The sequence below is a fragment of the Methylobacterium sp. 1973 genome, from assembly GCF_040545035.1.
GTDB classification, from domain to species: domain Bacteria; phylum Pseudomonadota; class Alphaproteobacteria; order Rhizobiales; family Beijerinckiaceae; genus Methylobacterium; species Methylobacterium fujisawaense.
The window spans coordinates 1-25,623 of the sequence record NZ_JBEPLA010000012.1; the positions used below are offsets into that span (position 1 = coordinate 1).

Sequence of the window (25,623 nt, forward strand, 5' to 3'; positions counted from 1 at the left end):
CGGCTGGCATGTCAGCTTCCTGATGCTGGGCGCGGCCTTCCTGGCGGTGACCGGCGGCGAGGCGATGTATGCCGATCTCGGCCATTTCGGCGCCCCCGCGATCCGCTTCGCGTGGTTCGGTCTCGTGCTGCCGGCGCTGTTGATCCACTATTGCGGGCAGGGCGCCCTGATCATCGCCGATCCCGGTGCGATCGAGAATCCGTTCTATCGGCTCGCCCCCGACTGGGCCCATTATCCGCTGGTCGCCCTGGCCACGATGGCGACCGTCATCGCCTCGCAGGCGGTGATCTCGGGCGTCTATTCGTTGACCCAGCAATCGATCCAGCTCGGCTTCATGCCGATGATGCGGGTCGTCCACACAGACCGGGACGAGCGCGGTCAGATCTATGTGCCGGCGGTGAACTGGCTCCTGGCCGCAGCGACCCTCACGGCGGTGGTGGTGTTCGGCTCCTCCGACGCCCTCGCCGGCGCCTACGGCATCGCGGTCTCGGCCCTAATGGGCATCACCACCCTGCTCGCCGCGCTCATCGCGCTGCGCTGGGGCTACAATCCGATCCTGGTCTTCGCGGTCAACGGCGCCTTCCTCACCCTCGACGCCGTGTTCTTCGCCGCCAACAGCGTGAAGCTCTTCGAGGGCGGCTGGTTTCCGCTGCTGCTGGCCGCCGCGGTCGCCTTCCTGATGCTGACATGGATGACGGGCAACCGCGTTCTCGAATCCGTCCGCCAGACCATGCGGATGTCCGAGGCGACCTTTCTCGCCCGACTGACCTCGCACCCGCCGGTGACGCTCCCGGGCACCGCGGCCTTCCTGACCGCCGCCACCGATGGCATCCCGATGGCCCTCGGCCGTCTGCTGGAGCGCAGCCGGTGCCTCCACGAGCGGATCCTCCTGATCACCGTCGTCTACGAGGAGGAGCCGGTCATTTGCGCCGCCGAGCGGGCGCAGGTGACGCTGGTTGCGCAGGGCATCCGCAAGGCGATCTCGAAGTTCACGCCCGGCATGGAACGGGTCGTCCTGCGGTACGGCTTCATGCAGACCGCCTCGATCCCCGAGGGGCTGCGATGCGCCGTGGCGAGCGGCCTCCTGCCTCCGGAATACCTCGAGGACATCACCTACTTCGTGGGCCACGAGGTGGTCATCCCGTCGCCGACCCATCCCGGCATGGCGCCCTGGCGGGAGGCGATGTTCAGCTTCATGAAGCGCAATGCCGAGCGCACCGGCGCCCATTTCGGCCTGCCGACCCGGCAGATCGTCGAGGTGGGAACCGAGATCGAGATTTGAACCGGGGCCCTGAACAGGGCCGCGCCGCGGCACGCCCGAAGGGCAGGGCCTCCACAGGCGACGGACCGCCATGACGGCGATGCCGAGCCCGCGCGGCGCATTGAAAACGGCCGCGTTCGCCAGCATATCGCCACCGCGATTTTCCCACAGCGGAGGCATGACCCGTGAGCGAGACGATTGAGCGGCACGAGTTCGGGGCGGAGGTAGGCCGGCTCCTCGACCTCGTCGTGCACGCGCTCTATTCCGACCGCGAGATCTTCCTGCGCGAACTCGTGGCCAACGCCGCCGACGCCATGGACCGGCGGCGGTTCGAGGCCCTGACCTCGGCGGCGAGCGCCCTGCCGGCGGACGCCAAGGTCCGCATCGCCCCCGACAAGGAGGCGCGGACCCTGACCGTGTCGGATGCCGGCATCGGCATGACCAAGGAGGATCTCGCCACCAACCTCGGCACCATCGCGCGCTCCGGCACGCGGGCGTTCTCGCAGACGCTGGAATCCGCCAAGGCCGAGGACCGGCCGAGCCTGATCGGCCAGTTCGGCGTCGGCTTCTACTCGGCCTTCATGGTCGCCGACCGGGTGACGGTCACGTCGCGCCGCGCCGGCAGCGACGAGGCCTGGACCTGGGCCTCCGAAGGCCAGGGCAACTACACCCTGGAGCCTGCCACCCGGGCGGAACCCGGCACCGACATCGTGCTCCATCTCAAGGACGACGCCGACGAGTACCTGGAGCCTTACCGGCTCGACCATCTCGTGCGGAAATGGGCCGACTTCATCACCGTGCCGATCGCGGTCGTGCGCGACGGCAAGGACGAATCGGCCAATCAGGGCACCGCGCTCTGGCGCAAGGCGAAGTCCGAGGTCACCGAGGAGCAGTACGAGGCGTTCTACCACTCCATCGGCATGAACTTCGACAAGCCCTGGGCGACGCTCCACTGGCGCGCCGAGGGGCAACTCGAATTTGCCGCGCTGCTGTTCATCCCCGGTTCGAAGCCCTTCCAGGCGCTCGAGAACGAGCGGCAGAGCAAGGTCCGGCTCCACGTGCGGCGGATGTTCATCACCGACGAGGCCGAACTGCTGCCGCCCTGGCTGCGCTTCGTCCAGGGCGTGGTCGATACCGAAGACCTGCCCCTCAACGTGTCCCGCGAGATGCTGCAATCGACCCCGGCCCTGGCGCGGATCCGCCGCGCCGTGACCGGCCGCGTCGTGTCCGAACTCGCAACCCGCGCCAAGGACGCCGAGGGCTACCAGGCCTTCTGGGAGAATTTCGGCCCCGTCCTTAAGGAGGGCATCTACGAGGATTTCGAGCGCCGGGGTGAGATCGCCCCGCTCCTGCGTTTCCGCTCCTCGGCGGCGGAGGGCTGGACCTCCCTGCCGGATTACGTATCCCGCATGAAGGATGGCCAGGAGGCGATCTACTACCTCGTCGCCGACGATGCGGAGGCGCTGAAGTCGTCGCCCCAGCTCGAGGGCTTCAAGGCGCGCGGCCTCGAGGTGCTGCTGCTCTCCGATCACGTCGACGCCTTCTGGCCCGACCAGCTCGGCAGCTTCGAGGAGAAGCCGCTCCGCTCGATCACCAAGGGCGGGCTCGACCTGTCGAAGTTCGCCCTCGAGGGCGAGCAGCCGGAGGCGCCCGAGGGCATCGATGCGTTCGTGGCCGCCGTGAAGACCGCGCTGGGCAGCGAGGTCTCGGACGTGCGCACCACCGACCGGCTGGTCGACTCGGCGGTGGTCCTGTCCGCCGGGACCGGAGGCCCAGACCTGCAGATGCAGCGGCTCATGCGGCGGGCAGGGCGGGCCGGGGCCGGGCAGCCGGTCCTGGAGATCAACCCGCGCCATCCGCTGATTCGGGCGCTGGCCGCGGCACCCGAATCGGAGGTGCCGCAGGCGGCCGGCACGCTCCTCGACCTCGCCCGCATCCAGGATGGCGACAGCCCCCGCGACCCGGCGGCCTTCGCCCGGACCGTGGCGGCGGCCCTGGCGGCGGCGCGCAGCGCGTAGGACTACGGAGACACGCGCCGGGCGCAGGCGGAAAGCCGCGCGCGGCGTGTGTCTCCACACACATCCGCGCCGGACGATTGTCGGTTCGGTTGATCATTCGGAAACGGTCGAGCCATAACTTCGCCACCGGTCGGGATCATTGCCCGGCCGATGGCGCGGGCGCGGTGGGGGCCGCAGGCGTCTGAGCCGAACCCTCTCGCGCGCGTCAGGCGCGCCTCACGGACGCTGCATGAACCCGGTCGAGGCTGAAGCCGGCAACGGACAGGCGGTCGCGGCGGCGCGGACCCGGGCCCATGCCCGGGCGTATCGCCACAGCGGACGCGTGCGCACCATGCGCCGCATGATTCCCGTGGTCGCCGGGGGCTCGGTGGCGCTGCTGCTGGGGTACCTGTTCAATCCTTTCGCGGCCCAGCTGCCGGGCGTCTCGGTCGGTCCTGTGACGCTGGCGGGCTCGAAGGTCCGCATGGAGAATCCGCGGCTCTCGGGCTTCCGCCAGGGAACGCGCGGCTACGAGGTGACGGCGGACGCCGCCCTGCAGGACGTCCGCAAGCCGAGCCAGATCGAGCTGCAGCAGATGCGCGGCCACATCGCCACCGACGATCAGGGCGGCATCGCCCGGCTCTCGGCGGTGTCGGGCCTGTTCGACACGGCCCGCGAGGCGCTCGACCTGAAGGACGACATCCGGATCTGGACCGACAAGGGCGAGGAGGTGCGCCTGCGCTCGGCCGCCGTGGCGTTCAAGACCGGCGCCATCAGCTCGCAGGAGCCCGTCACCGTTTCGAGCCCGCGGGCCACCGTGAAGGCCGACACCCTCGACGTCGTCGAGAACGGTAAGCGGATCTCCTTCGTGGGCAAGGTCCAGGTGGTGATCCTCAACGAGGATCAGGCCGAGAAGCCGCAGGCCCGCATCCTGACGTCGGACGCCCAAGCCGCGGACGGTGCGCGATGAGCGCCGCCCGCCTCGTCTGGGCCGCCCTGGCGGCGGGGCTGGTTCTCGCCGGCCCGGCTTTCGCCGAGAAGTCCGCGCGGAAAGATTCGCCCTTCGGGAATATCGGGGGCGGAGGCAAGGACCCGATCAAGATCGACGCCGACCGGCTCGACGTGTTCGACCGGGAGAACAAGGCGATCTTCGCCGGCAACGTCGTGGCCGTGCAGGGCGACAGCACCATCCGGTGCTCGACCATGACGGTCACCTACAAGCGCGGCAAGGACGCGCCCGGCAAGGCTGCCAAGGGCGAGGCGAAGGAGGAGGGGGCCGAAGCGGCGCCCCGGAATCCCGCCGAGAACGGGATCCAGAAGGTCGATTGCGCCGGTCCGGTGACGGTGGTGCAGAAGGACCAGGTCGCCACCGGCGACCATGCGGTGTTCGATCAGGACGCCAAGCGGATCGTGCTGACCGGCAATGTCGTCCTGAGCCAGTGCCAGAACGTCACCCGCGGCCAGCGGCTCGTCTACGACATGAACACCGGGCGCGCGAACATGGACCCGGTGGCGGGCGGCCGCGTCTCGGCCCTGTTCGTGCCCGGCGAGAAGTCCGACGCCAAGGACGGCAAGGCGAAGGGCTGCACGCAGCCGCCGCCCAGGCCGAAGGCGCAGGTCGATTGAGCGGCGCCGTGGCGTTCCAGGCTGGCCCGCAGGACCCGGCGGGCCGAACGAGCTGGCTCGGCCGCCTGTTCGGCCGGCGCGCGCGGCAGCCGGACGCGGCCGAGGCCGAGGGCTGGTCCGCGGCCGAGGCGGGCGGCCTCGGCATCCTCAGCGTGAGCGGCCTGCGTAAGAGCTACGGCGCCCGCACGGTGGTCCACGAGGCCGGGCTCACCGTCCGCACCGGCGAGGCCGTGGGACTGCTGGGCCCGAACGGCGCCGGCAAGACCACGATCTTCTACATGATCACCGGGCTGGTGGCGGCCGATCGCGGCCACATCACCCTGGACGGCCTGCCGATCACGCACCTGCCCATGTACCAGCGGGCGCGGCTCGGGATCGGCTATCTGCCGCAGGAGGCCTCGATCTTCCGCGGGCTCACCGTCGAGGACAACATCCGCGCGGTGCTGGAGGTGGCCGAGCCCGACCGCAAGGCGCGCGCCCGCAAGCTCGATTCCCTGCTGGAGGAGTTCGACATCGCGCGCCTGCGCAAGTCGCCCTCGATCGCGCTCTCGGGCGGCGAGCGGCGACGCTGCGAGATCGCCCGGGCGCTCGCCTCCTCGCCGACCTTCATGCTGCTGGACGAGCCCTTCGCGGGCATCGACCCGATCGCGGTGGGCGACATCCAGGATCTGGTGAAGCACCTGAAGCAGCGCGGCATCGGCGTGCTGATCACCGACCACAACGTCCGCGAGACGCTGGGCCTGATCGACCGGGCCTACATCGCCCATTCCGGCCGCATCCTCACCGAGGGCACGCCGGAGGAGATCGTGGCGAACCCGGATGCGCGGCGCCTGTATCTCGGCGAGGATTTCAGGCTTTAGGCCGGACTTTGCCCCTACGAGGGGAGCGAAGACGGGGCGGAGGCGGCCGCGCCTCACCCCTTCCAGTTCTTGAGCGCCGCGAACGGGCTGTCGGAACCCGCGGGCTTCTCCGGGTTCAGCACCGGCTCCACCTGCGCGATCGCGTCCGCCATCGAGAAGGCCGAGCCGCTCTGGAGCCGGCCGCCCGCCGCGTCGCGGTGGCCGCCGCCACGGAACAGGCGGGCGCCGTCGAGCGCCGTGCCGTCATTGGAGCGGAACGACAGCGTGCCCATCCGCTGGACGTTGACGACGCGCTTGGCGCGGCCCGCATCCATGATCAGGTCGGAGACCCGCTGGAAGGTGCCCGAATCGAGGGCGAAGGACAGGAGCGTGCCGTCCTTCAGCGGGCGGAACAGGGCGTCCGAGCGGGCGAGGGCCCGGGCGAGGCGCATGCGCGTGGTCAGCGTCGGATCGTCGTCGGGCGCCTCGCGCAGCAGGGCGTCGACCACGCCGGTGCGGATCTCCGAGGCGCGCCGCTCGAGTTCGGCCGGGTTGGCGCCGTCCCGCAGGGACGCGGCGGCCGCGAGCAGGATGTCGGACACGAACCGGTCGTGCCAGGGATGACCGACCGGCACGTAGCTCGACACGACTTCCCAGAACAACTCGTCCAGGGCGAGCCCGCCGCGGAAGGCCGGGCTTTCCTTGCGCCAGAGGTCGACGGCATCGACCGCGGACAGCAGGCTCGACAGGTCGGTCGCGGGTTCGTGCGTGGCGAACAGGGCCCGGTGTTCGAAGGTCATCCGCGTGGCGCAGATGTCGTCCTCGATCAGCACGGCGATCTCGGGATCGCCCAGATCGATCCGGTGGAGCGCCGGGCGCGCTGCATCGGCGGTCGCCTCCAGGCCCAGCCGGCGCATCTGGTCGAGGGACGAGGCGTGGTGGTCGAGGACCACGAGGCGGTGCTTCTGCCCGTCCTCCCGGCGCCGGTTCATCGCGGCGAACTTCCTCAGGCCCGCGATGGTCTGCTCCTCCAGGCCGAGATCCGTCATCAGCAGGATCTCGCGCTCCGCCGCGCGGCCGAGACGCTTGATCTCGTCCTCGAAGACCGGGCCGACATCGCTGTAGCGGGGCACGTGGACGACGCGCTCGACCGTGGCGCAGGCGGCGGCGACCGTGGAGGCGCCGTAGCCGTCGAGGTCGTGGTGGGTGATCTGGATCAGGCGCAACGGTCCGGACTCGAAGGATGACGGAGCGGCCGGTCTACGACGCCCGGCGCCGCGAGGCGAGGGGTAGCGGACCTTCCGTCCGGCCGCGTTCGGTGCAGAATGGTGCCGGGCCGCCACGAGTCGCACAGGACCGGCCGGCCACGGAGACCCTCAACGGGCCCGCCATTCCGGGAGGATACGATGGCCTTGGCCGCAACGCCGCGCGTGCGCCGCATCCAGACGATCTCGCTTGCCCTTCTCGTGACGGCGGGCGTCGTCAACTACGTCGACCGGGCCACCCTGGCGGTGGCCAACCCGCTGATCCGGGAGGATCTCGGCCTCTCGATCCCCGAGATGGGCTTGCTGCTCTCGGCCTTCCTCTGGGCCTACGCCTTCGCACAGCTGCCGGCCGGTGTGCTCGCCGACCGGTTCGGACCGCGCCTGACGCTGACGCTCGGCCTGACCTGCTGGTCGTTCGGCCAGATGCTCGGCGGCGCGGTGACGTCGTTCTGGCAGTTCGTGAGCGCGCGGATCGTGCTCGGGATCGGCGAGGCCCCGCATTTCCCGACCTGCGCCCGGGTCTCCCGCGACTGGTTCAACATCCGCCAGCGCGGCACCGCCACGGGGATCTGGAACTGCGCCTCCTCGCTCGGGACCTTCCTGGCCCTGCCGCTGCTGACCTTCCTCATGGTGAGCTTCGGCTGGCGGGCGATGTTCGTGATCATGGGGGCGGCCGGCCTCGTGCTCGCCGCGATCGTCTACGGGGTCTTCCGCAACCCGCGCGAGACCGACCTGACGCCGGGGGAGCGCGCCTTCCTGGAAGAGGGCGATGCCCCGAATGCCAGCCGCCCGGTCACCTGGAGCGCGTGGCGCCGGCTCTTCGGGTTCCGCACCAGCTGGGGGATGATCGTCGGCTATTTCGGCTGCATCTACATGACGTGGCTCTACACCGCGTGGCTGCCGAGCTACCTCGAGATCGAGCGGCACTTCACCCTGCAGAAGACCGGTCTCGTCGGCTCGATCCCCTTCGCCTTCGGCGTGCTGGGTGGGATCCTGGGCGGCCGCGTGGTCGACATGCTGGTCCGCCGGGGCGTCGACCCGATCCGCAGCCGCAAGATCCCGATGGTCGGATCCCTGGTGGCGACCGCCGCCTGCACGGTCGTGGCGGCGCTGACGCCGAGCGACACCCTCGCCATCGCCTGCATCTCGGCCTCGCTCTTCCTCGTCTACGTGAGCTCGTCGTCGGCCTGGGCGATGGCCTCCGTGGCGGCGCCGGCCAGCTGCACGGCGTCGCTCGGCGCGATGCAGAATTTCGGCGGCTATATCGGCGGCGCCCTGGCGCCGACCGTGACGGGCTTCATCGTCGGCGGCACGGGCCATTTCTCGATGGCCTTCATCACCGGGGCGGTGATCGCCCTGGTGGCGGCGCTCGGCTACTGGACGCTGATCAGGGATCCCATCGCCGACGAGGCGCCGGAGGGTCCGGTGGTCGGTCAATTGAGGGCCGCGCGATGAGCCGGCGGACGGTCTCCGCTGGCGTCACCCCCGCAGGTTCGGGGCAGCCAGGATCAGGTCCCGGAGATGCGTGCGGGCCGTGAAGCTGCCGCGCATCAGGTCCACGAAGGTGGCGGCCGGTCCGTCCCAGTCGTGGCGCGCGGCATGGGCCCGGGCGGCGGTCGCGTCGAAGGGCAGCCGCCCCTCGATCGCCGCGCCCATCAGCTCGGCGAGCCGATCCACCCGGTCGGGGGCGTCGGGGTCGAAGTAGCTCGCCGCGCTGCCGCCGGCCTCCGGGATGGCCGTCAGGCTCGAGGCGATGACCGGCGTCCCCCGGGCGAGGCTGTCGAGGACCGGGATGCCCCAGCCCTCGCCGCGGCTCGGGAAGACCAGGGCGGCGGCCCGGGCGTAGAGGTCGGAGAGCCCCCGGTCGTCGATGCCGGCGATGTGCACCGCGTCCGGCGTCCGGGCGAGGCGGTCCAGGGTCTCGGGCCGCTCGCCGTCACCCTTGCCCACCACGATGAGCCGCGCCGCGCCCTCCGGCAGCCGCGCGAAGGCATCGAGGACGAGACCGAGATTCTTCCTCGGCTCCAGCCGGCCGACCATGAGCAGGTACGGCCGCCCGTCCGCAAGCGGGGTCCGCTCCGAGACCGCCTGCGGCGGGGTCGAGCCGCAGCGCACCTCGGCGATGCGGTGGCGTTCGATGCCGTAGACCTTGGCGATGGAGTCGCGGCTGTAGTCGGAGATGGTCAGAACCAGCTTGGCGCGCCGGGCCGAGAGCCGGGTCAGGATCTTGTTCCGCCAGCGCATCGACCAGGGAAAGAATTCGGGATGGGTCTCGAACAGGATGTCGTGGACCACCACCACCTGCCGGTCGCCCGGCACCAGCGGCGGGGCGATGTAGGTGGTGAGCAGCGTGTCCAGGCGATCCCGCAGGAACAGCCACGGCCAGACCAGGGTCAGCCGCACGGTCGCGGGGACCCGCGGCAGCCGCCGGTGCTCGATGTTGTCCCCCGAGACGATGCGGGCGCAGGCCTCCGGATCGCCCGAATAGACCACGTAGGTGGCGTCGGGGTGCTGGGCGGCGGCCCGGCCGATGATGTTCACGAGCCAGGTCCGGCTGCCCTGCGGCTTGCCGGTGAGCACGTGCGCGTCGACGCCGATGCGAAGCATATCAAGGGCTCCTGTAGGCGCCGAAGGTCGGGGCCTCCCCGGGGGCGTAGGCCCGGCCGGCGATGTCGCGGGTGGCGCCGAGCGGGATGCCGACGCGGGCGGGGGCGGCGGTCAGGGCGAGGCCGCCGGTCATCGGGCTTGCAGGATCGCGGAAGGCGGGCGTGCCGGTGAGGTCGGGCCCCTGGCCGTTGAGCGGCAGGCTCGTCCCGTCGCCGGTGGCCTGATTGCCCCAGCGGTAGAGCGGGGCGCCGACGGCGCTGCCGAGGAAGTTCGGGCCGATCGCGTTGTTGTTGTCGGTGGTGGTCGCCTCGACCACGATCGCGGCCACGTTCGGCCGGGTCGCGTAGGCGATGTTGTTGAGCACCCGGTTGTTCGACGTGCGGTCGACCTGCTTGGTATAGTCGGAGGCGAGTACGATCTCGCCGCGATAGACGTGCTTGCCGCCGGAATCGCGCATGTTGCCGGTGGTCGTATTGTTCACCACCGTGTTGGAGCCGGCGTCGAACAGGTTGATCCCGGCGCCGTCATTGTCGGCCGCGACGTTGAACGCGACGATGTTCTCGTCGCACCACTGGTCGATCTGGATGCCGTTGCCGTCCTGGCCGGTGGTCTCCTTCTGGCCGGTGACGATGTTGTACCGGATGGTGTTGCGGTCGCCCGCGTCCTGGGCGGCGTCCTTGGCGTAGACGTGGATGCCGGAGGTGCCCGACATCCCGACGCCGTTGCCCGAGACCCGGTTGCCCTCCACCACGTAGCCGGAGCCGTTGATCTCCATCCCGTGGATGCCGTTGCCGGTCACGGTGTTGTCGAGGATGTAGCTCGGGTCCTCGGGGGGCGCGTTGATGACGTCGACGGCGACGCCGTGGGTCTGGTTGTCGGAGAGGGTGTTGCCGGTGATCCGGTGCCCGGCGCCCGCGCCGTCGCCGATCCAGATGCCGAGGCCGGACCGGGACACGGTCGAGCCCGCGACCGTCACGTGGCTCGACCCCCGGCGGATGATGAAGCCGGAATTCACCGCGCCCTGCACGGTCAGGCCGGTGACCGTCACGTAGGCGGCGTTCTCGAACACCACCGAGTTGGACAGGCGCGGTTGCGTGCCGGTTTCGGCCGCCACCGTGACCGGCGCGGCCTCGGTCCCGCGGGATCCGATGAAGACGACGTCGCCATAGCTGCCCCCGCGGACCAGCACGGTCGAGCCGGGGCCGAGGGTGGCGAAGGACACGTCGGCGAGGCGCGCCACCGTGGTGTAGCCGGGCTTCGTGCCGCCGGCGGGATCGACCAGGATGTTCTGCTGCACCTGCGCGCCGGCCGGGCCGCAGGCGGCCAGGACCGGCAGGACCAGCGCCGCGAGGGCGCTGCCGAGGATCGTGCGGGGCTGTCTCATGCCGCGAGCGCCCGGGCGATGGCGAGCCGCTTGCGCCGCTGGAACAGCCGGCGCCACACGCTGCGGCCGGCCTCCGGGCTGATCCGCGTCAGCGCGCGGGCCGCCATCTGCCAGCCGGGCAGCAGGGCCTGCGGCATCGCGAGGTCGGCAACCCGGTGGCGTGCCGCCGCGCCGAGCGGCGGCGGCCCGACCAGGCCGAGCCGGCCGAGATCCGCGACGAGGTCCGGGCGCTTGCGGTACCACAGCACCAGGGCTGCGCCCTCGCGCTCTGCGATGCGCAGATAGGCCGCCTCGTCCAGGAGGTGATGGTGATAGCCGAGCGCCTCGGGGGCGTAGAACAGGCGCATGCCGCGCCGGGCCAGCCGCTCGCCGAGCTCGATATCCTCGTGCCAGAACAGCTTCGGGTCGAAGCCCCCGGCCTCCTCCAGGAAGCCCCGGTCGACGCTGACGTTGCAGGTCAGGAACGCGTCCCAGCCGACCTCGTCGCGGCCCGCGAGCGCATCGTAGGAGGCGTCGTGGTGAAGCGCCGAGAACGGCGAGAACGGCAGGGCCGGGTCGATGGTCATGCGCCCGAGGATCGCGGTCCTCCGTCCCCCCCGCCGCGCATGGGCGCGCCGGTGCGCCTCGACGAGGCCCGGCACCGGGATGGTGTCGTCGTTGACGATCAGGAGGCGCTCGCCCCGGGCCGCCGCAATGGCGCGGTTGCGGGCGGCGTTGGCGCCGGCATTCTCCTGGCGCAGATGGACCACCGGGATCCGGGCCGTCGCGACGGCGCGGTCGATGACCGCTCCGGTGCCGTCCGTCGAGCCGTCGTCGCAGACCACGATCTCGAAGGGCGCGTCCGTCTCCTGCCGATCGAAGGCCCAGAGGCACAGGCGCAGCGTGTCGGCGCGGTTGTAGGTCGGGATGATGACCGAGAGCACGGGATCATCGCTCATGACGAGGCTTCCGGAAGCGGGAGGGGGAGGGGATCGGTCGGGGGGCGGCGCAGGCACAGCCACCCGACCAGGGCGGCCGAGACGGCCGCGACGGCGGGGACCGTCCCGGGCGCCAGCGCGGCGGGGCCGGCCGCCCAGGCGAGGGCGGTGAGGAGGCCCGGCGCAGCCAGGATCGGGATGTCCGCCAGCGCCAGGGGCGGTCCAGCCTGCCGCCAGAAGGCATGGGCCAGCACGAGGAGCATCGCGGCCTCCGCGAGCAGCGCCGCGAGGGCCGCGCCGAGCAGGGAGTTCCAGGGGATCAGCAGCGTGCAGGCGATGAGGTTGGTGGCGCAGGCCGCCGCGCTCCCGCGTACGGCGAAGCCGGTCCGCCCCAGCGGCACGAGGCCCGCGAACAGGATCGTGGCTGCGATCAGCAGGACGCTCATCCCGGTGGCGATGCGCAGCACCGGGACGGCGCCGGGGAAGTCCGGCCCGAAGGCGAGGCGCACGAGCGGCTCCGCGAGGGCGCAGGCCGCCACCGCTCCCGCGCAGGAGGCGGCCAGGATCGGGACCAGCGCGGTGCGAACCCGGGTCCGCAGCGCTGCCGTCCCGGTCCGCGGCCGTCCGTCCACCAGGGGGCCGACGGCCCGTCCGAAGACCGGCACGAGCGGCGCACACAGGGTGATCGCCACCGCGGCCCCGAGCTCGAAGAACCGGAAGCCGGCCGTGAACTGGCCGAGCTCGGCCGCGCCCGCGAAGGCAGCCAGCATCATGAGGCTGATCCGGCCGTTGAGCGAACCGAGGGCATTCGCGACGCCCACGCCCGCCGCGCTCCAGATGGTCGCCAGGGCCTGCGGCAGGGGGGCGAGGCGGGCGGGGACGAGGCGCAGCGCGAGCGCCAGTCCCACGGCGCCGTAGGCGATGCCGGCGCCGACCGCCACAAGGCTCAGGGCCGCCTCCGGAAGCTGCAACCGGAGCGCGAGAGCGGTCCCGCCGATCAGAATGACGGCGTTGGCGAGCGCCGGCCAGACGGACCAGCCGGGCCGCCCGCAGACCTGGAACAGGGCGTCGAGGAAGCGGGCGGCCGCGAGGGGCATCAGCAGGGCGGCCAGCGCCAGCGCGGGCTGGATGGCGTCCGGCAGCATCGGCAGAATGCAGAGCAGCGCCGCGCCGGTCCCGAGGCCGAGGACGAGACGCGCCGACAGCATTCGGCCGAACTCGTCCGCCCGCATCTCGGGTTCGATCGCACCGAGGCGCGCCCCGAAGGTCAGGGTCGTGCCGAAATCCGCCGCGATCAGCGCCACCGCGAGGATCGCCAGGGCGAGGCCGTAGCGACCGAGGGCCGCCGGCCCGGCCATGTGCCCGACCATCACGAAGGCTGCGAGGCCTGCCGCAAGGTAGACGCCGCGGCCGGCAGCCTGCCCGAGCAGATTCGCACCATAACGGAGCCCGCCGGCCCGTCCGCGCCCCGACAATCGGTTTACCAAGCGGATCATCTCTCGGTGACGTCTGACTGAAAACTGCGACCTACGATTGCATCGTGGCATGCTGCGTATGGCTTGCAACCGGTGTCTCAATTTATGGTTGCAGAGTTATCGCGTTGGCAAAACCGGAGGACTGCGTATGTCCGAGACAGCCGCTGGGTCGGACCTGTGTCTCTCGCGCCGATCAGAAGCGGAGCCGGGACGGCGCCTCCGATGGGGGGAGGTGCGGGCCGCCCTGGCCGCCGATCGGGATCATTGGCGCCGCCGCGGTTGCGGGCCGGCGGCCTTCCGCCGGGGCTACCACGCGATCTGGCTCTACCGCCTGTCCCGCTATGCCCATGAGCGCGGCTGGCGGATGGCGGCGTGGCTGCTGTGGCTGGTGAACGGCTGGTGGACCGGCGCCGACATCCCGCCCTCCAGCCGGATCGCCGGCGGCCTGTTCCTGCCGCAGCCCTATGGGACCGTGATCGCCGGCGCCGTGGGCCGCGACGCCGCGTTCGGCATCCAGGCCTCCATCGGCGGCCTGCTGAAGGAGCCGGACCAGGATATCGGCGGCGGCCCGGGCCTTCCGGTGCTGGGCGACGACGTGATGCTGGAGGCGGGCGCCATCGTCCTCGGCGCCGTGCATGTTGGGGACCGCGCCCGGATCGGGCCGCGGACCATCACCCTGAAGTCCGTCGAGGCCGACGAAGAGATCATGCCGCAACCCTGGCGCCCGCTCCCCGGCCGGAACGTCGCGCCATGAGGAACGCGATGTCGGACCATGGCACCCTGTCGGGGATGCGGCGCCTCCTGGCGGCCGACTTCGCCCGCATCCTGCACCAGACCACGGGGGGGAAGCCGACCGCCCGGCTCCGGCGCCTGATGCACCTCCTGCTTCCGGCCATGCAGGTGGCGATCCTGCATCGAACCGCGCATCTGCTGCACGGCAGGGGCTGGCGCCGCTCGGCCGCCCTCGTGGCGGACCTGTCGCTGCGTCTCACGGGGGCCAGCCTGCATCCGGGCTCGCGCGTGGGGCCGGGCCTGTTCGTGCCGCATCCGGCGCGAGTCGCCTTCTGCGCGACGGCCGGGGCCGACCTGACGCTGCTGCCCGGGACATTGGTCGGACCGCGGGACTGGGTCCTTCCGGACCAGCCGTTTCCCGCCGACGGTCCTGATCTCGGGGACGGCGCGATCGTCGGCGCGCACGCCGCCATCCAGGGATCGGTCGCCATCGGCGCGGGCGCGACGGTCGGCATCGCGGTCTGCAGTCTTCGGGATGTGCCGGCGGGCACCGTGACGATGATCGCCCAGCGGCAGGTTCGCGGTCCGCGGCGCCCCCAGGGGACGATTCATGGGCGCTAGACCCGGCCGCACAGGGATGTGGCGCCTGTCACGCGCGCCCGTGCTCCCCGCGGACCGCCCGCAGCGCGCCGCGGCCGGCTCGTGCGGGCGCGATCTGGCGGCGCAGGACGCGCTCGTAGGCGTCGAAGATGACGCGCCACGTGAAGGCCTCGGCGTGCCGGCGACGGGAGGCGGCGCCCATGACGTCGAGGCGGCCCGGCCCGGCCCGCACCAGGCTCAGGATGCCCCGCCGCAACTCGGTCTCGTCGCCGAAATAGAGCGCCTGCGGCCCCGCCACCCACCGGTTGAACGGATTGTCGTGGGCGAGGATCGGCGAGCCCGCCCCCAGGGCCTCGACCAGCGAGGGGTTCGTCCCGCCCACCGTGTGGCCGTGGATGTGGAAGCGGGCGTGAAAGCGGAGCGCGGCCACGCGCTCGGCCTCGTAGATCGCGCCGGCGAAGATCACGTCCGGTCCGCCCGCCGCCCGGACGGCGCGGTGATACGGGTCGGACTCCGCGAGCTTGCCCAGCACGAGCAGCGGCAGGCCCGGGCGCACCTCGCTCCAGGCCCGGACGACCTGGAGCACGAGGTTCTCCGGCACCACCCGGGCGATCAGCAGTCCGTAATCGCGGGGGCGCAGGCCGAACTTCGCCAGCGGCTCGGTCGAGGCTTCCAGAACCGGGTCGGCGCCATACGCGATGGTGGTGATCCGGGCGGCCGAGGTCCCGCGGGCGAGGTGCTTGGCGATCTCCGGGTGGTCCGCCACGAGGTGCGTCGAGAACAGGCTGCCGAGGCGCTCGTTCAGCCAGAACCAGGCCTTGGCGGGCTTCGACCAGCGGTCGCGCTTCCACTCGATGCCGTCCATGTTCATGACGCTGCGCTTGGCCGTCAGCCGGTAGAGCAGCGAGAACGCCGCGGTGTTGTAGCCGAGCACGAGGGGCAGGGCGGGCCGGAAGGCCGCCCGCAGGGTGCATTTCAGGTCGAACACGATCGTCGAGACGGCACCGTCGCCCCGGACCGCGACCGGGATCAGCAGGATCCCACGCCACACCGTCGGCGGTGCCGGCTCGCGCACCTGGCAGTAGACCTCGACCCGCCAGCCCCGGGCCACGAGTTCCAGCGCGAGCCGCTCCGCCAGGGTCTCGAACCCCCCATGCGCCGCCGGCACCCCGCGTGTGCCGAGGATCGCCACCGCCGGGCGCCCGCCCGGCTCCCCCGCCTTCACATGCGCCGTGGGCGCGACACGTTCAGAGGAGTCTGAGGCATGGTCACGGTCGAACAGCGTCTGTTCCGGGAGATGGGAGCCGGAGGCTACTCCCGGCACGACCACCGGATGGAGTACATCGTGCGCGTCAACGCGTTGCTCCGCCCGGACATGCGGGTGATGGAGTTCGGCGCGGGACGCGGCAAGTGGAGCGATGATCCGGTCCCATTGCGCCGGCACCTCGGCGACTTCCGCGGGCGCTGCGCCCACGTGGTCGCCTGCGACGTCGACGAGGCGGTTCTCGGCAACAAGTCGGCCGACGAGGTCCGGCTGATCGGTCACGACGGGATGCTGCCATTCCCGGACGGGAGCTTCGACCTGATCTCGGCCTTCTCGGTCCTCGAACACATCGAGCATCCCGAGCCCACCGCGGCCGAACTCGGCCGGGTTCTCGCCCCGGACGGCTGGCTCTGCGCCTGGACGCCCAACCGCTGGGGCTATGTCGGGATCGGGGCACGGCTCATCCCGAAGCGGCTGCACGCCCGGGTGCTGCGCCTCGTCGAGCCCCGGCGGGTCGAGATCGACTCGTTCGTGCCGCTCTACACGATGAACACGGAGGCGGCGCGGAAGCGGCTTTTCCCAACTGATCGGTTCGAGCACTTCACCTACAGTTTCGACGGGCAGCCGTTCTATCATGGCGAGAACATCGTCCTGGGCAAGTTCTGGGAGCTGCTGTTCCGGCTCACGCCGGGCCCGTTCAAGGGCTACCACATGGTGTTCATTCGTAAACGACCGTGAGAGACGGTCCGGTCAGAGGCGAAGACTGCGCAGATGGCTGGCAAATCTACGCATGTCCTCGGCTTTCCGGGCGAGGTCCGGCTGCCCGCGCAGCCGGGCCGCGAATCCGTAGGCCAGGGCGCGCAGGGTGAAGCCGAGCCGCAGCGGGGCCGAGAAGAAGGCCGGAGACGAGAGGCGCCGGCCGGCGTTGCGCAGGCTGTAGATGGTTGCCAGCCCGTCGAGCCAGCGGGGCGAGCGGGTACCTCCCGAGCCCCCTTGGAGATGGAGAACGGCAATCCCCGGAAGGTAGGCGACGCGCCAGCCGGCATCGCGCAGGCGGCATCCCCAATCCACGTCCTCGCCGTAGAGGAACATCGGGCTGTGCAGACCGCCGATGGCGGCGATCGCCGACCGGCGCAGGAGCAGGCAGGCGCCGCAGATCCAGTCCACGTCGAGGGCTCCGGTGCCGCGGGCCTGCCGGCTGGCGAGATAGAGGCCACGCCGGCCGAGGCGGCCCGACAGGCCGGCGGCGTGCACCAGGATCGAGAGCGGGCGCGGCTCGTAGCCGGCATCGCCGACCTGATGCGTCCCGTCCGGAAAGGTCAGCCGCGGGCCGACGGCGCCGACGTCCGGATGCGCGTCGAGATGGGCCAGAAGACCGGTCAGGGCCTCCGGGTCGCGCAGGAACGCGTCGGGGTTGAGGAGCAGGATCGCCTCGCCGTGCGCGTGCTCCAGGGCGACGGCGTTGCCGCCCGCGAAGCCGTGGTTGGAGCGTTCGGCGATCACCCGCACCCAGGGGAAAGCCTTCGCGACGCGCTCCGGCGTGCCGTCGGTCGAGGCGTTGTCGACGAGGATCACCTCGTAGGGGCGGTCGATCCAGCTCGAGGCCAGCAGTTCCAGGCAGGTCGCGATGTCCCGACCGGCGTTGTAGGTGACGATCAGGACGCTGAGGCTGACGGCGCTCATGATCGGTCTCCACGTGTGAAGGGGGTATGGCCGGTCCTGGACGCGGGCGCTCCCGGGGCGCTGGCGAGGGGGGACGCGGTTCCTCTCCGTTGGACGGGGAGGGCGCGTGTCGCGCCTGTCGATTCTGGCGGCCCGACCGGCCGGCGCGCCTGAACGGCCCTTTGCCGCTGGGCGGCACGCACCCCGGCGATCAGTCCGAGGCCGGTGTAGAGCAGCTCGGCGATGCCGAGATTCAGGCGGAAGCCCGGATCGACCAGGCCGTGCAGCAGATGCGCGATCAGGCCCACCGCGCAGGCCGCCGCGATCGCCGCGAGGGGATCGCCCACCGGCGCGCGGCGGGCCGCGCGGAACCCACGGAAGATCCCGATCCCGAAGACCAGCGCGAAGGCCGCGTAGCCGACGATCCCGACCTCGGTGAGGATCAGGATGTGCAGGTTGTGCACCACGTGGTTCGACCGGTCGAAGAGCCCGGCGAGCCGGGACAGGCCGGTCTTGTCGAGGACCGCGAACTGATTGCCGAAGTTGTTCAGGCCGACGCCGAAGACCGGAAACTGCTCGAAGAGGGCGAGGGCCGCCGCGTTCAGCGGGCCGCGCTGGGCGGCCGAGCCGCCGTCGTCGGCGGTGAGCCGCTCCCAGATCAGCGGACCGGCATAGAGGGCCGCGACGCTGCCGACGATTGCCAGAAGACCGAAGACGATCAGACTCGCCCGGGAGAACAGACGGTCCCGATAAACCAGCAGGATCAGGAGCGCGGCGGAGACCGGGAAGGTGAGCCAGGATGCGCGCGACAGGGTCAGGACCACCCCGACCAGTGCCGACGCGGCGCCCGCTGCCCCGACGAGGCGGAGGATCAGCGGGCCGCGGGAGAGGGCCAGCGCCAGGGCGAGGGGCCAGACGAACTCGTAATAATAGCCCAGGATGTTCGGGTGGACCTTCAGGCCACCGGCGCGGCGTTGCGCCGAGAAGTTGATGTTCTCCTCGACGATCTGTTCCTCGCCCAGCACCGAGAGGCCGAGTTCCGAGCCCGAGACGTATTGCAGCCCCGCCACCGCGGTCTGGACGAGGCAGAGGGCGCAGATCGCCAGCGCCAGGGTCCGGATGTCGGATTCCGACAGGTTCGAGACCGCGACCGAGACCAGGAGCAGGCCGACGAAGCGCCACGTGTCGAACCAGAGATAGGCCGGGTCGGTGGCGTTGGTGAGCGACAGCAGGCCAGCGATCAGGAAGCCGACCTGCGTCAGGACGAGGGGGCGGTCGAGCCGCAGGCCGGGCGCATTCTCCCAGAGGCCCGTGAGCTTGGCGGTGATCAGCGCCACGGCCACGAGAAGGGCGACGCTCACCGTCAGGCCGGCCCCGCCGCCGATGCTCGGCAGGTACTGCCCGACCGCCTCGAAATGCTGGAAGAAGCTCACGTCGAGCTTGACCGTCAGCCCGACCGCGAGGGCCACGAGGAGGACCGGCGTCAGGCGATAGAGCCGCCCGACGATCAGGGCGCCGACGCCGCCGAATGCCGCCGCCAACCCGACGACGGCGAACTTCAGGGGCGCCGCGCTCAGTGCGACCGCGCCAGCCGCCGCCGCGAACCCGATTCCCGCGATGGGCAGGGCCCGCAGCGTGCGAGTGTGCGCCGCGCTCACCCGAGCCACCGGTAGAGCCATTTCGGGATCGGTCTGCGGGTGCGATTGAGAACCACGCCCAGCGGGGCACCCCCGGCGGCCCTCAGGTCGGCCAGGGCCTGCTGCGCCACGGCTCGGCGGGTGCGCTCGGCGCCGATCACCACGATGAAGCCGTCCACAAACGGTGAAAGCGCCGCGGCGTCGCCGATCTCGGTGATCGGCTCGCAATCCACGAGGGCGAGATCGAAGCGCTCGTCGACCAGCGCCAGGAAATCCTCGACGCGCCCGTCGTCCAAGGTCGCCTTCCGGATCGCCGCCGGGGTTCCCGCGGGTACGACGCTGAGGCCGTCGGCGACCGCGTGGACGCCGCGGCTCGGCGCTACCGCCCCGGCGACGATGTCGGCGAAGCCCGGCCGTCCGATCAGTCCGTAGGCCTCGGCGAGGGACGGGCGGGACCAGTTGGCTTCGATCAGCACGGCGCTGCGGCCGCGCCGGGCGTAGGCGCCGGCGAGTTCGCGGGCGAGCGTGCTCACGCCCTCGCCGGTCTGGACCGCGGTGATGCCGACCCGGCGCACGCGCGCCTCGTTCCGGGTGAGCTGGACGAGCGCCGGTTCGAGGATCGCCGGATCGATGCGGGGGGCGGCTGCGGCGGCGATCATCCGGCGGTTCCTGTCTGCAGCGGCACCGCGGCCAGCACGGGCACCCGCAGTGAGCGGGCGACCTCCGACGCGCTGCGGTAGGTCTGGGCCAGGATCTCCGCGAGGGCGACGTAGGCCAGCGCGGCGAGCAGACCGAGACCGGCCGCGAGGCCGAGGATCAGCGGCCGGTTCGGGCCGGAGGGCAGCCGCGGCGGCACGGCGCGCGCCACCAGGGCCGAGGACGTGACGGCCTGCGCGTCGAGGCCGGTGCCGGTCTTCAGCGCGTCGATCCGCTTCTGCGTCTCGGTGATCTCGTCGGTGAGCAGGCCCTTCTGCTGGGTCAGCCGGCCATAGGCCAGCGCCGCGTCGCTCTGGCCGATGGCGGCCTTGCGGCGCGTCTGCTCAATCGCCGTGATGCTCTGGATCTTCTCGGCCAGCACGGCGAGCTTCGCCGTGTCGGCGGCGAGGAGCGACTGATACTTCTGCCGCGCCAGGGCGGCGAGATCGCGGTCGAGGCTCACGTATTCGGGCGCGGTCGGCCGGAACCGGACCGCGAGTTCGGCACGCTTCGTCTTCAGGTCCGCCCAGCGCTGGTCGAAAGCGGTGACCGTCGGGTCGGCGTCGGAGGGCGTCGGCTGCCAGCGGTCGGGTCCGGCCTCGCGGGTGCGCTTGAGACGGGTCTCGACCACCTCGCGCTCGATCTGCGCCGCCGATTTCTGCTTGGCGAGATCGGCCAGCGTGCCGAGGTCGTTCTGCTGCTCGATCTCGAAGCTCGCGGTGTTGTTGCCCTTGAGGTAGGTCGCGAGCTGCGCGTCGATGGCGGCGAGGTCGGCCCGGGCGCGTTCCAGCTTGCTCTGGTAGAACGAGGCCGGCGTCTCGTCGGCGTAGACCTCCACGTGCCGGCGCTTGTAGGCGTCGAGCAGCCGGTTGAGCGCCTGCGCGGCGAAGTGCGGATCCGTCCAGGTGAAGCCGGTCACGATCACGTCCGTCTCCTTGACGAACGCCACCTTGAAGGCCGCGAGATAGGCCTCGTAGAGCTTCTCGTCCGGCGTGAGGTGTCGCAGCAGGCCCACCGCCTCGAAGGGCACCCGTACCGTCTCGACGATCCAGGTCTTGACCGCCTTGGCGCTGCGCAGGACCTGGCGCCCCTGGTAGATGAACCAGTCGATCCAGTCCGCGGGGGGCGGGCCGGGATCGCCGGTGGGCGTCATCTGCTTCAGCGCCGCGAACTCGTCGCGCACGATGCTGGGGTCGCGCAGGATCTCGATCTCGTTGTTCACGTTCTGCGCGCGCTCGGAGAACATGTAGTTCTGGTTGGCGCCGCCCTGGAGCGGGGCGCCCGCCTTCTCGCGTCCGAGACGGATGATCAGCTTGGCGTCCGCCGTGTATTCGGCCGGGGTCAGCAGAAGGTAGATCCCGGCGCCGACGATGGCCGCGACCAGGATCAGCAGGGCCGGCCGGATGTGCCGGAACAGGGCCGCGAGGGCGTCGCGGAGGTCGAAGGCCGGGCCTTCGCCCGCGTCGGGGGCGGTCAGGTCGGTCTGGCTCACGTGCCGGACCTCACGGTGGCGGTGTTGGAGGTGCTGGCGGACGGCCCGGTGATGTAGTTCACGCCGAAGCCGGTCCCGTTGAAGAGCAGGATCTGGCGCACCACGAGATCCACCGCGCGGGCGGTCTTCGCGAGCAGCGACGGCGGCACGTAGACGGTGGCGTTGGGCGGCACGACGATCGAGTCCGCGAGCCCCGGCTGGCTGATATCGACGATGCGGACGCTGCCGGCCGCCTCCGCGTCGAAGCGGATGATGCGCACGGCCTCGCCGGCTGCCGTCGGCAGGACGCCGCCGGCCGAGCCCAGGACCTGTGCCAGGGTCCGCGGCCCCTGAAGGCTGACCGGGCCCGGGGCGCGCACCTCGCCGAACACCATGGTGTTGGCCGGGACGAGGCTCGCGAGCCGCACGCTGGTCGTGACCGAGGCGAGCTGGTGCTTGTAGGCGGCGTTCAGGCTGCCGGCGACCTCGTGCACGGTCCGGCCCGCCGCCTGGACGGCTGGCACCATCGGCAGGTTGATCTTGCCGTCCGGCTCGATCGCCAGGACCTTCACGCGGCCCATATCGGCCCGCTGGGTGAGGTCGCGGAAATCGTCCGTCACGGTGCGGAACCGGCGCAGCATCACCGTGACGACGGGGTCGATCAGCACGTCGTCGTAGGTGCTTTTGATCAGCGCGGCCGCGGCTTCCGGCGACAGCCCCGCGACCTTGATGCCGTTCTTGCCGGGCAGCGAGATCCGGCCGTCCGGCCGGACGATCACGGTCCGGTTGTACTCCGGATGGGTGCGGAAATCGACGTCGAACTCATCGTTCGGATTCAGCCGGTAGGTCGGCTGGACGACGCTGGAATCGATCAGGAACGAGACTTCGACATTGTCGCCGACATTGAGCCGGTAGTTCGCCAGCCCGAGGCGCATGGTGCGTCCGACCTCCTCCTGCGCCGCGGCGACCAACGCGGGCGGCAGGCCCTCCGAGATGGTGCCGGTTTGGGTCACGTCGGTTCCCGCGCGCGTCGCGCTCTGCGGACGGCTCGACATGCAGCCCGCGAGCAGCGAGGCGCAGCCGAGCAGCGCAACGGCGACCCCCAGGACGCCGGCCGGGCGACGGGCGTGCCGGGACGGCGCGCCGCGGAATCCAGACAGGGAAAACGCCATCGACCTCAGCCGCATCCTGCTCGACTGCGCTCGCTCGAAGACAACCCATGATCGAGCCGCGCACCGCGATACAATCGCAAAGCTTGGTTAACGAGGCTTGAACCCGGCTTTTCCCAATTCTATCAGAGGTTGTAAATCGCAAGCCGTGGCAAACTGCGGAGGCGGACTCCCGCCCGTGTGGGACGTCGGGCTCGCCTGCGGGCGCGACCTTCGAGATAGCGCGAAATGAAAAGGCCCGACGGTCGAGCCGCTGGACGAGGCGGTCCCGTCGAGATCCCGACACCTCAGACTTCGGTACTCTCGATCGAAAGCTGTATACATCCGGACGCTTGCTCGGATTTAACGACGTGATTTATAGTTCGCTGGTGAAAGCCGGTCCGAGCTGCGGGTCGAAACTCTGCGGCGCGGTGCCGGACGGCATTGTTCGTTGCGAGGAGGGCGTGCCGCATGGCGGGCGTGAGGCCGGATCTCTTCGCTCGCCTGCGCGACGATCTTGAGACAGGGTTCCGGGAAGATCTCGAGGAGGCGGTCATCGATCCTGCGCGCTGGCCTGATCTGGCCGAGCGCACCGTGCGGGCGTCCGGCAGCGAGGGAGCCCTGCTCCTCCGGTCCGATCGAAGAAGCCTTGAATCGCTCTGCACCGCCTCGCTCGCCGACGCATCGCGCCGCTACTTCGACGAAGGCTGGCACCGCGACGACCACCGCCTGCGCGGAATCCCGTTCATGCGGACGCGCGGGATCGCGGTCGATCAGGACTTCACCACCCCTGAGGAAGTCGCACGCCTGCCCTTCTACCAGGATCTGCTCGCCTCCCGCGGCCTGCGCTGGTTCGCCGGCATCGGCTTCGCAGTAAAGGGCCGTCTCTGGTGCCTGTCCCTGCAGCGGACGGTGGAGCAGGGGCCGTACGAGGCACACGAGCAACGGCGCCTCGCCACCCTGTCGCCGCTTCTGCAGCGCGCGGCTCTGCTGACGTCGATGGTGGAGCAGGCCCGCCTGGCGGGGCTGACGCAGGCCTTCGAGCTGATCGACCGGCCCGCCCTGATCCTCGATTTCGAGGGGCGCGCGCTCCGCTGGAACGACGCCTTCGGCGCGCTCCTCGGTCGCGACCTGAAGCTCACGGGCGGTCGCCTCACTGCGGACAATCCGGAGGCAACCCGGCAGCTGGAAGCCCTGGTGCGGCCCTTCGGCCGCCCGCCCATCTCCTCCGTGGTGGTGCCGCGACAGGACGCGCCGCCCATCGTGATCCACGTCGTGCCGTTGGTCGGACCGACCCGCGGCCTGTTCGGGGGAGCGAGCACGCTCCTCCTCTGCAGCGTTCCCGGGACCATGACGGTGCCGACCTCCACCATTCTCCAGGCGGTCTATCGGCTGACTCCCGCGGAGGCACGTCTCGCCCTGGCCTTGTCGACTGGCACCTCGCTCGCGGAGAGCGCAGCGCGGTTTGCGATCACTGCGGCAACCGCCCGCTCGCAGCTGAAGGCGATTTTCGCCAAGACCGGCGCGACACGCCAGTCCGACCTCGTGCGACTGGTGGCGAGTCTCGCGCGCTGACCGCGCCCATCGCGGTGAACCGGAACAGGCGCGTCCCGGTCCCGGCCCCCAATGGAACGGGTCGGACCGCGCAGCCGTTTCCGGTCGACTGCAAGGAGACATGTCGATGACGAACCGGATCGCCTTCGCTTCTGCCCTGGCCATCGCGGCCCTGCTCACCGGCGCGCCGGCCGAGGCAAAGGGCTGCCTCAAGGGTGCCGTGGTCGGTGGCGTTGCCGGACATATGGCGGGCCACGGCAAGATGGGCGCTGCCGCTGGCTGCGCCATCGGTCACCACAACGCCAACAAGAAGGCCAAGCAGGGCTAGCCTGTCTGCACGCGATGCCGTCGTAGGCGACGGGATCGCGTAGCGACGACGCTAATTCGACAAGTGTCTATTGCCGAGGCCGGATTCTCCCTGAGAATCCGGCCTCTTCGCATTCTCGAACCTCACTCGGTCGCACCGAGTCGATGCCGGCTGCGCGGGCGTCCTCGGGGCCAGCCCAGATCCTGGCTGCAACCTCCGCGGGTACAGCCGGAATCTCGAAACACCGCCGCTCAGCCGTCGTCGCAGCGGCTGCCCCGTTCGCCTTCGGCCACCACCAGCTTGCGTGGCCCGACGCAAGCTCCGCGCAAGCCTGCCCGTTGACCGTTCTTTCGAGCTATTCTAATTAAGAACTGTCGGGGGAACGATCACGAAACGGTTCCACCACCCCCCAGTCAGCCGATGGAGAGACCCGATGGCCGGTACCGCGAACGCCGCTTGCGAGAGCTGCCGCTTCTTCGACGATCACAAGCTCAACGGCGCCCAGGCAAAGGGTGACGAAGGCCTCTGCCGCTTCAATCCGCCGGTCAGCCAGCCCGCCCCGGAGTCGAAGGGCCTCTGGCCGGTCGTCGCCTCCAAGGACTGGTGCGGCCACTTCACTGCCGAGATGTCCGCCGCCGAGTAATCCACCGGCTCTCCGAGCCTGCGGGATCAGTCGCCAAGCGACCATCCCGCCGCAGCGTCACGGTTGCCCGCCTGCGGTGGCCGTGCCCCCCGAGATAGCTCCGTGCCATTGCCGGCGCTTGGCGGCTTCGCTTAACGGGCCGCCGTGACAGACGTGATACGTTCGACCACCGGGGCCGATCGTTCTGCCATCGCGGCGATCTACGGTGACGCCGTCACTGCGAGCACGGCCAGCGTCGAGACGGAGCCGCCGACGCTCTCGGAATAGAGGCGCCGCTACGACGTCCTGAGCGGAGGCGGCTATCCCCGCGTCGTGGCCGATTGAGCCGACACGGTTGCGGGCTATGCCGATGCCGGTCCCTAGCGCCAGCGCGCCGCCTGCCGCTCGACCCGCGAGGATTTGATCCACGGGGCCCGGTCGGGCCGCGGCGGGCGTTGCCCGCTTGCGACCCCGGTCGCGGGTAGCGAGCAGATCGACCGTCGAACTCTGGTCGCCATCATCGCCGACAGCGGCTCTCCCGCCTCGATTGCATTGCATG

At 70.9% G+C, this 25,623-nt stretch carries 23 protein-coding genes; 12 read left to right on the plus strand and 11 right to left on the minus strand.

The window, feature by feature from the left end; all coding sequences use genetic code 11:
* From ABIC70_RS20960 to lptB, 5 genes are all read left to right on the plus strand, one after another.
* On the plus strand, positions 1-1,282 hold a 1,282-nt coding region (locus tag ABIC70_RS20960), incomplete at its 5' end, for a KUP/HAK/KT family potassium transporter (protein WP_091955124.1).
* Positions 1,283-1,446: 164 nt separating this feature from the next.
* The gene (htpG, locus tag ABIC70_RS20965; RefSeq protein ID WP_354440969.1) at positions 1,447-3,279 is read left to right on the plus strand and encodes a molecular chaperone HtpG; all 1,833 of its coding nucleotides are present in this window, start codon (positions 1,447-1,449) and stop codon (positions 3,277-3,279) included.
* Positions 3,280-3,508: 229 nt separating this feature from the next.
* The gene (gene lptC, locus ABIC70_RS20970) at positions 3,509-4,228 is read left to right on the plus strand and encodes an LPS export ABC transporter periplasmic protein LptC (RefSeq protein WP_043350977.1); all 720 of its coding nucleotides are present in this window, start codon (positions 3,509-3,511) and stop codon (positions 4,226-4,228) included.
* On the plus strand, positions 4,225-4,884 hold the full coding sequence (locus tag ABIC70_RS20975) for an LptA/OstA family protein (RefSeq protein WP_075381379.1): 660 nt from the start codon (positions 4,225-4,227) through the stop codon (positions 4,882-4,884). The genes lptC and ABIC70_RS20975 overlap by 4 nt, the downstream gene beginning before the upstream one ends.
* An 8-nt stretch (positions 4,885-4,892) precedes the next feature.
* Positions 4,893-5,744, plus strand: coding sequence for an LPS export ABC transporter ATP-binding protein (gene lptB, locus ABIC70_RS20980; RefSeq protein ID WP_374701317.1), 852 nt, complete (start codon positions 4,893-4,895; stop codon positions 5,742-5,744).
* Between the two features lie 53 nt (positions 5,745-5,797).
* On the opposite strand, the gene ABIC70_RS20985 is transcribed toward lptB, so the two are convergent.
* Positions 5,798-6,949 (minus strand): dimethylmenaquinone methyltransferase, encoded by a 1,152-nt coding sequence (locus ABIC70_RS20985; protein WP_043386967.1) that lies wholly within the window; start codon positions 6,947-6,949, stop codon positions 5,798-5,800.
* Between the two features lie 180 nt (positions 6,950-7,129).
* Between ABIC70_RS20985 and ABIC70_RS20990 the strand changes: the two genes are divergently transcribed.
* Entirely contained in the window at positions 7,130-8,443 is a 1,314-nt protein-coding gene (locus tag ABIC70_RS20990) for an MFS transporter (protein WP_354440971.1), read from the plus strand.
* Positions 8,444-8,467: 24 nt separating this feature from the next.
* On the opposite strand, the gene ABIC70_RS20995 is transcribed toward ABIC70_RS20990, so the two are convergent.
* The 4 genes from ABIC70_RS20995 to ABIC70_RS21010 are packed head-to-tail and all read right to left on the minus strand — an operon-like array spanning position 8,468 to position 13,392.
* Complete coding sequence (locus ABIC70_RS20995; RefSeq protein WP_043760383.1) at positions 8,468-9,595, minus strand: glycosyltransferase family 4 protein; 1,128 nt, start codon at positions 9,593-9,595, stop codon at positions 8,468-8,470.
* A 1-nt stretch (position 9,596) separates the two neighbouring features.
* Positions 9,597-10,979, minus strand: coding sequence for a right-handed parallel beta-helix repeat-containing protein (locus ABIC70_RS21000; protein ID WP_354440973.1), 1,383 nt, complete (start codon positions 10,977-10,979; stop codon positions 9,597-9,599).
* Positions 10,976-11,917 (minus strand): glycosyltransferase family 2 protein, encoded by a 942-nt coding sequence (locus ABIC70_RS21005; protein WP_043760388.1) that lies wholly within the window; start codon positions 11,915-11,917, stop codon positions 10,976-10,978. The genes ABIC70_RS21000 and ABIC70_RS21005 overlap by 4 nt, the downstream gene beginning before the upstream one ends.
* Entirely contained in the window at positions 11,914-13,392 is a 1,479-nt protein-coding gene (locus ABIC70_RS21010; protein ID WP_354440975.1) for a lipopolysaccharide biosynthesis protein, read from the minus strand. Before ABIC70_RS21010 ends, ABIC70_RS21005 begins: the two co-directional genes overlap by 4 nt.
* 211 nt (positions 13,393-13,603) lie before the next feature.
* Between ABIC70_RS21010 and ABIC70_RS21015 the strand changes: the two genes are divergently transcribed.
* Both ABIC70_RS21015 and ABIC70_RS21020 read left to right on the plus strand, forming a co-directional pair.
* Positions 13,604-14,125 (plus strand): serine O-acetyltransferase, encoded by a 522-nt coding sequence (locus ABIC70_RS21015; RefSeq protein WP_236961721.1) that lies wholly within the window; start codon positions 13,604-13,606, stop codon positions 14,123-14,125.
* Positions 14,122-14,724, plus strand: a complete 603-nt coding sequence (locus tag ABIC70_RS21020) for a serine acetyltransferase (protein WP_354440977.1) — start codon at positions 14,122-14,124, stop codon at positions 14,722-14,724. Before ABIC70_RS21015 ends, ABIC70_RS21020 begins: the two co-directional genes overlap by 4 nt.
* 28 nt (positions 14,725-14,752) lie before the next feature.
* Here ABIC70_RS21020 and ABIC70_RS21025 read toward each other — a convergent pair whose 3' ends face one another.
* Positions 14,753-15,895: a DUF1972 domain-containing protein gene (locus ABIC70_RS21025; protein ID WP_043354830.1), complete on the minus strand. Its 1,143-nt coding sequence runs from the start codon at positions 15,893-15,895 to the stop codon at positions 14,753-14,755.
* A 72-nt stretch (positions 15,896-15,967) separates the two neighbouring features.
* On the opposite strand from ABIC70_RS21025, the gene ABIC70_RS21030 reads away from it, so the two are divergent.
* Positions 15,968-16,705, plus strand: coding sequence for a class I SAM-dependent methyltransferase (locus ABIC70_RS21030; RefSeq protein ID WP_274926217.1), 738 nt, complete (start codon positions 15,968-15,970; stop codon positions 16,703-16,705).
* Between the two features lie 12 nt (positions 16,706-16,717).
* Here the strand turns inward: ABIC70_RS21030 and ABIC70_RS21035 are convergent, their stop codons facing one another.
* From ABIC70_RS21035 to ABIC70_RS21055, 5 genes are read right to left on the minus strand one after another with little or no spacing between them, the layout of a single operon-like run.
* Positions 16,718-17,650 carry a glycosyltransferase family 2 protein gene (locus ABIC70_RS21035; RefSeq protein WP_354440980.1) on the minus strand — a complete coding sequence of 311 codons (933 nt, stop codon included), beginning with the start codon at positions 17,648-17,650 and terminating at the stop codon, positions 16,718-16,720.
* Positions 17,647-19,287: an O-antigen ligase family protein gene (locus ABIC70_RS21040; RefSeq protein ID WP_287089762.1), complete on the minus strand. Its 1,641-nt coding sequence runs from the start codon at positions 19,285-19,287 to the stop codon at positions 17,647-17,649. Before ABIC70_RS21040 ends, ABIC70_RS21035 begins: the two co-directional genes overlap by 4 nt.
* Positions 19,284-19,925, minus strand: coding sequence for a CpsD/CapB family tyrosine-protein kinase (locus ABIC70_RS21045; RefSeq protein ID WP_053610503.1), 642 nt, complete (start codon positions 19,923-19,925; stop codon positions 19,284-19,286). Before ABIC70_RS21045 ends, ABIC70_RS21040 begins: the two co-directional genes overlap by 4 nt.
* Positions 19,922-21,454: a GumC family protein gene (locus ABIC70_RS21050; RefSeq protein ID WP_043386987.1), complete on the minus strand. Its 1,533-nt coding sequence runs from the start codon at positions 21,452-21,454 to the stop codon at positions 19,922-19,924. Before ABIC70_RS21050 ends, ABIC70_RS21045 begins: the two co-directional genes overlap by 4 nt.
* On the minus strand, positions 21,451-22,605 hold the full coding sequence (locus tag ABIC70_RS21055; protein WP_354440983.1) for a polysaccharide biosynthesis/export family protein: 1,155 nt from the start codon (positions 22,603-22,605) through the stop codon (positions 21,451-21,453). The genes ABIC70_RS21050 and ABIC70_RS21055 overlap by 4 nt, the downstream gene beginning before the upstream one ends.
* A gap of 447 nt (positions 22,606-23,052) precedes the next feature.
* Here ABIC70_RS21055 and ABIC70_RS21060 point away from each other — a divergent pair, with 447 nt between their 5' ends.
* The 3 genes from ABIC70_RS21060 (at position 23,053) to ABIC70_RS21070 (ending at position 25,085) form a co-directional block, all read left to right on the plus strand.
* Positions 23,053-24,156 carry a helix-turn-helix transcriptional regulator gene (locus ABIC70_RS21060; RefSeq protein WP_354440985.1) on the plus strand — a complete coding sequence of 368 codons (1,104 nt, stop codon included), beginning with the start codon at positions 23,053-23,055 and terminating at the stop codon, positions 24,154-24,156.
* A gap of 106 nt (positions 24,157-24,262) precedes the next feature.
* Positions 24,263-24,463, plus strand: a complete 201-nt coding sequence (locus ABIC70_RS21065) for a glycine zipper 2TM domain containing protein (protein ID WP_043349362.1) — start codon at positions 24,263-24,265, stop codon at positions 24,461-24,463.
* Positions 24,464-24,875: 412 nt separating this feature from the next.
* Positions 24,876-25,085 (plus strand): hypothetical protein, encoded by a 210-nt coding sequence (locus ABIC70_RS21070; protein ID WP_043386991.1) that lies wholly within the window; start codon positions 24,876-24,878, stop codon positions 25,083-25,085.
* The last annotated feature ends 538 nt before the right edge of the window (positions 25,086-25,623 follow it).

Excerpts from the sequence above, each read along its gene's own strand:
- ABIC70_RS20975 (WP_075381379.1), top strand. The coding sequence starts at position 4,225 with ATGAGCGCCGCCCGCCTCGTCTGGGCCGCCCTGGCGGCGGGGCTGGTT.
- ABIC70_RS21065 (WP_043349362.1), top strand. The coding sequence starts at position 24,263 with ATGACGAACCGGATCGCCTTCGCTTCTGCCCTGGCCATCGCGGCCCTG.
- ABIC70_RS20990 (WP_354440971.1), top strand. The coding sequence starts at position 7,130 with ATGGCCTTGGCCGCAACGCCGCGCGTGCGCCGCATCCAGACGATCTCG.
- lptC (WP_043350977.1), top strand. The coding sequence starts at position 3,509 with ATGAACCCGGTCGAGGCTGAAGCCGGCAACGGACAGGCGGTCGCGGCG.
- ABIC70_RS21070 (WP_043386991.1), top strand. The coding sequence starts at position 24,876 with ATGGCCGGTACCGCGAACGCCGCTTGCGAGAGCTGCCGCTTCTTCGAC.
- ABIC70_RS21045 (WP_053610503.1), bottom strand. The coding sequence starts at position 19,925 with ATGATCGCCGCCGCAGCCGCCCCCCGCATCGATCCGGCGATCCTCGAA.
- ABIC70_RS21020 (WP_354440977.1), top strand. The coding sequence starts at position 14,122 with ATGAGGAACGCGATGTCGGACCATGGCACCCTGTCGGGGATGCGGCGC.
- ABIC70_RS21030 (WP_274926217.1), top strand. The coding sequence starts at position 15,968 with ATGGTCACGGTCGAACAGCGTCTGTTCCGGGAGATGGGAGCCGGAGGC.
- ABIC70_RS21060 (WP_354440985.1), top strand. The coding sequence starts at position 23,053 with ATGGCGGGCGTGAGGCCGGATCTCTTCGCTCGCCTGCGCGACGATCTT.
- ABIC70_RS21005 (WP_043760388.1), bottom strand. The coding sequence starts at position 11,917 with ATGAGCGATGATCCCGTGCTCTCGGTCATCATCCCGACCTACAACCGC.
- ABIC70_RS20995 (WP_043760383.1), bottom strand. The coding sequence starts at position 9,595 with ATGCTTCGCATCGGCGTCGACGCGCACGTGCTCACCGGCAAGCCGCAG.
- ABIC70_RS21055 (WP_354440983.1), bottom strand. The coding sequence starts at position 22,605 with ATGGCGTTTTCCCTGTCTGGATTCCGCGGCGCGCCGTCCCGGCACGCC.
- ABIC70_RS21010 (WP_354440975.1), bottom strand. The coding sequence starts at position 13,392 with ATGATCCGCTTGGTAAACCGATTGTCGGGGCGCGGACGGGCCGGCGGG.
- ABIC70_RS21035 (WP_354440980.1), bottom strand. The coding sequence starts at position 17,650 with ATGAGCGCCGTCAGCCTCAGCGTCCTGATCGTCACCTACAACGCCGGT.
- ABIC70_RS21000 (WP_354440973.1), bottom strand. The coding sequence starts at position 10,979 with ATGAGACAGCCCCGCACGATCCTCGGCAGCGCCCTCGCGGCGCTGGTC.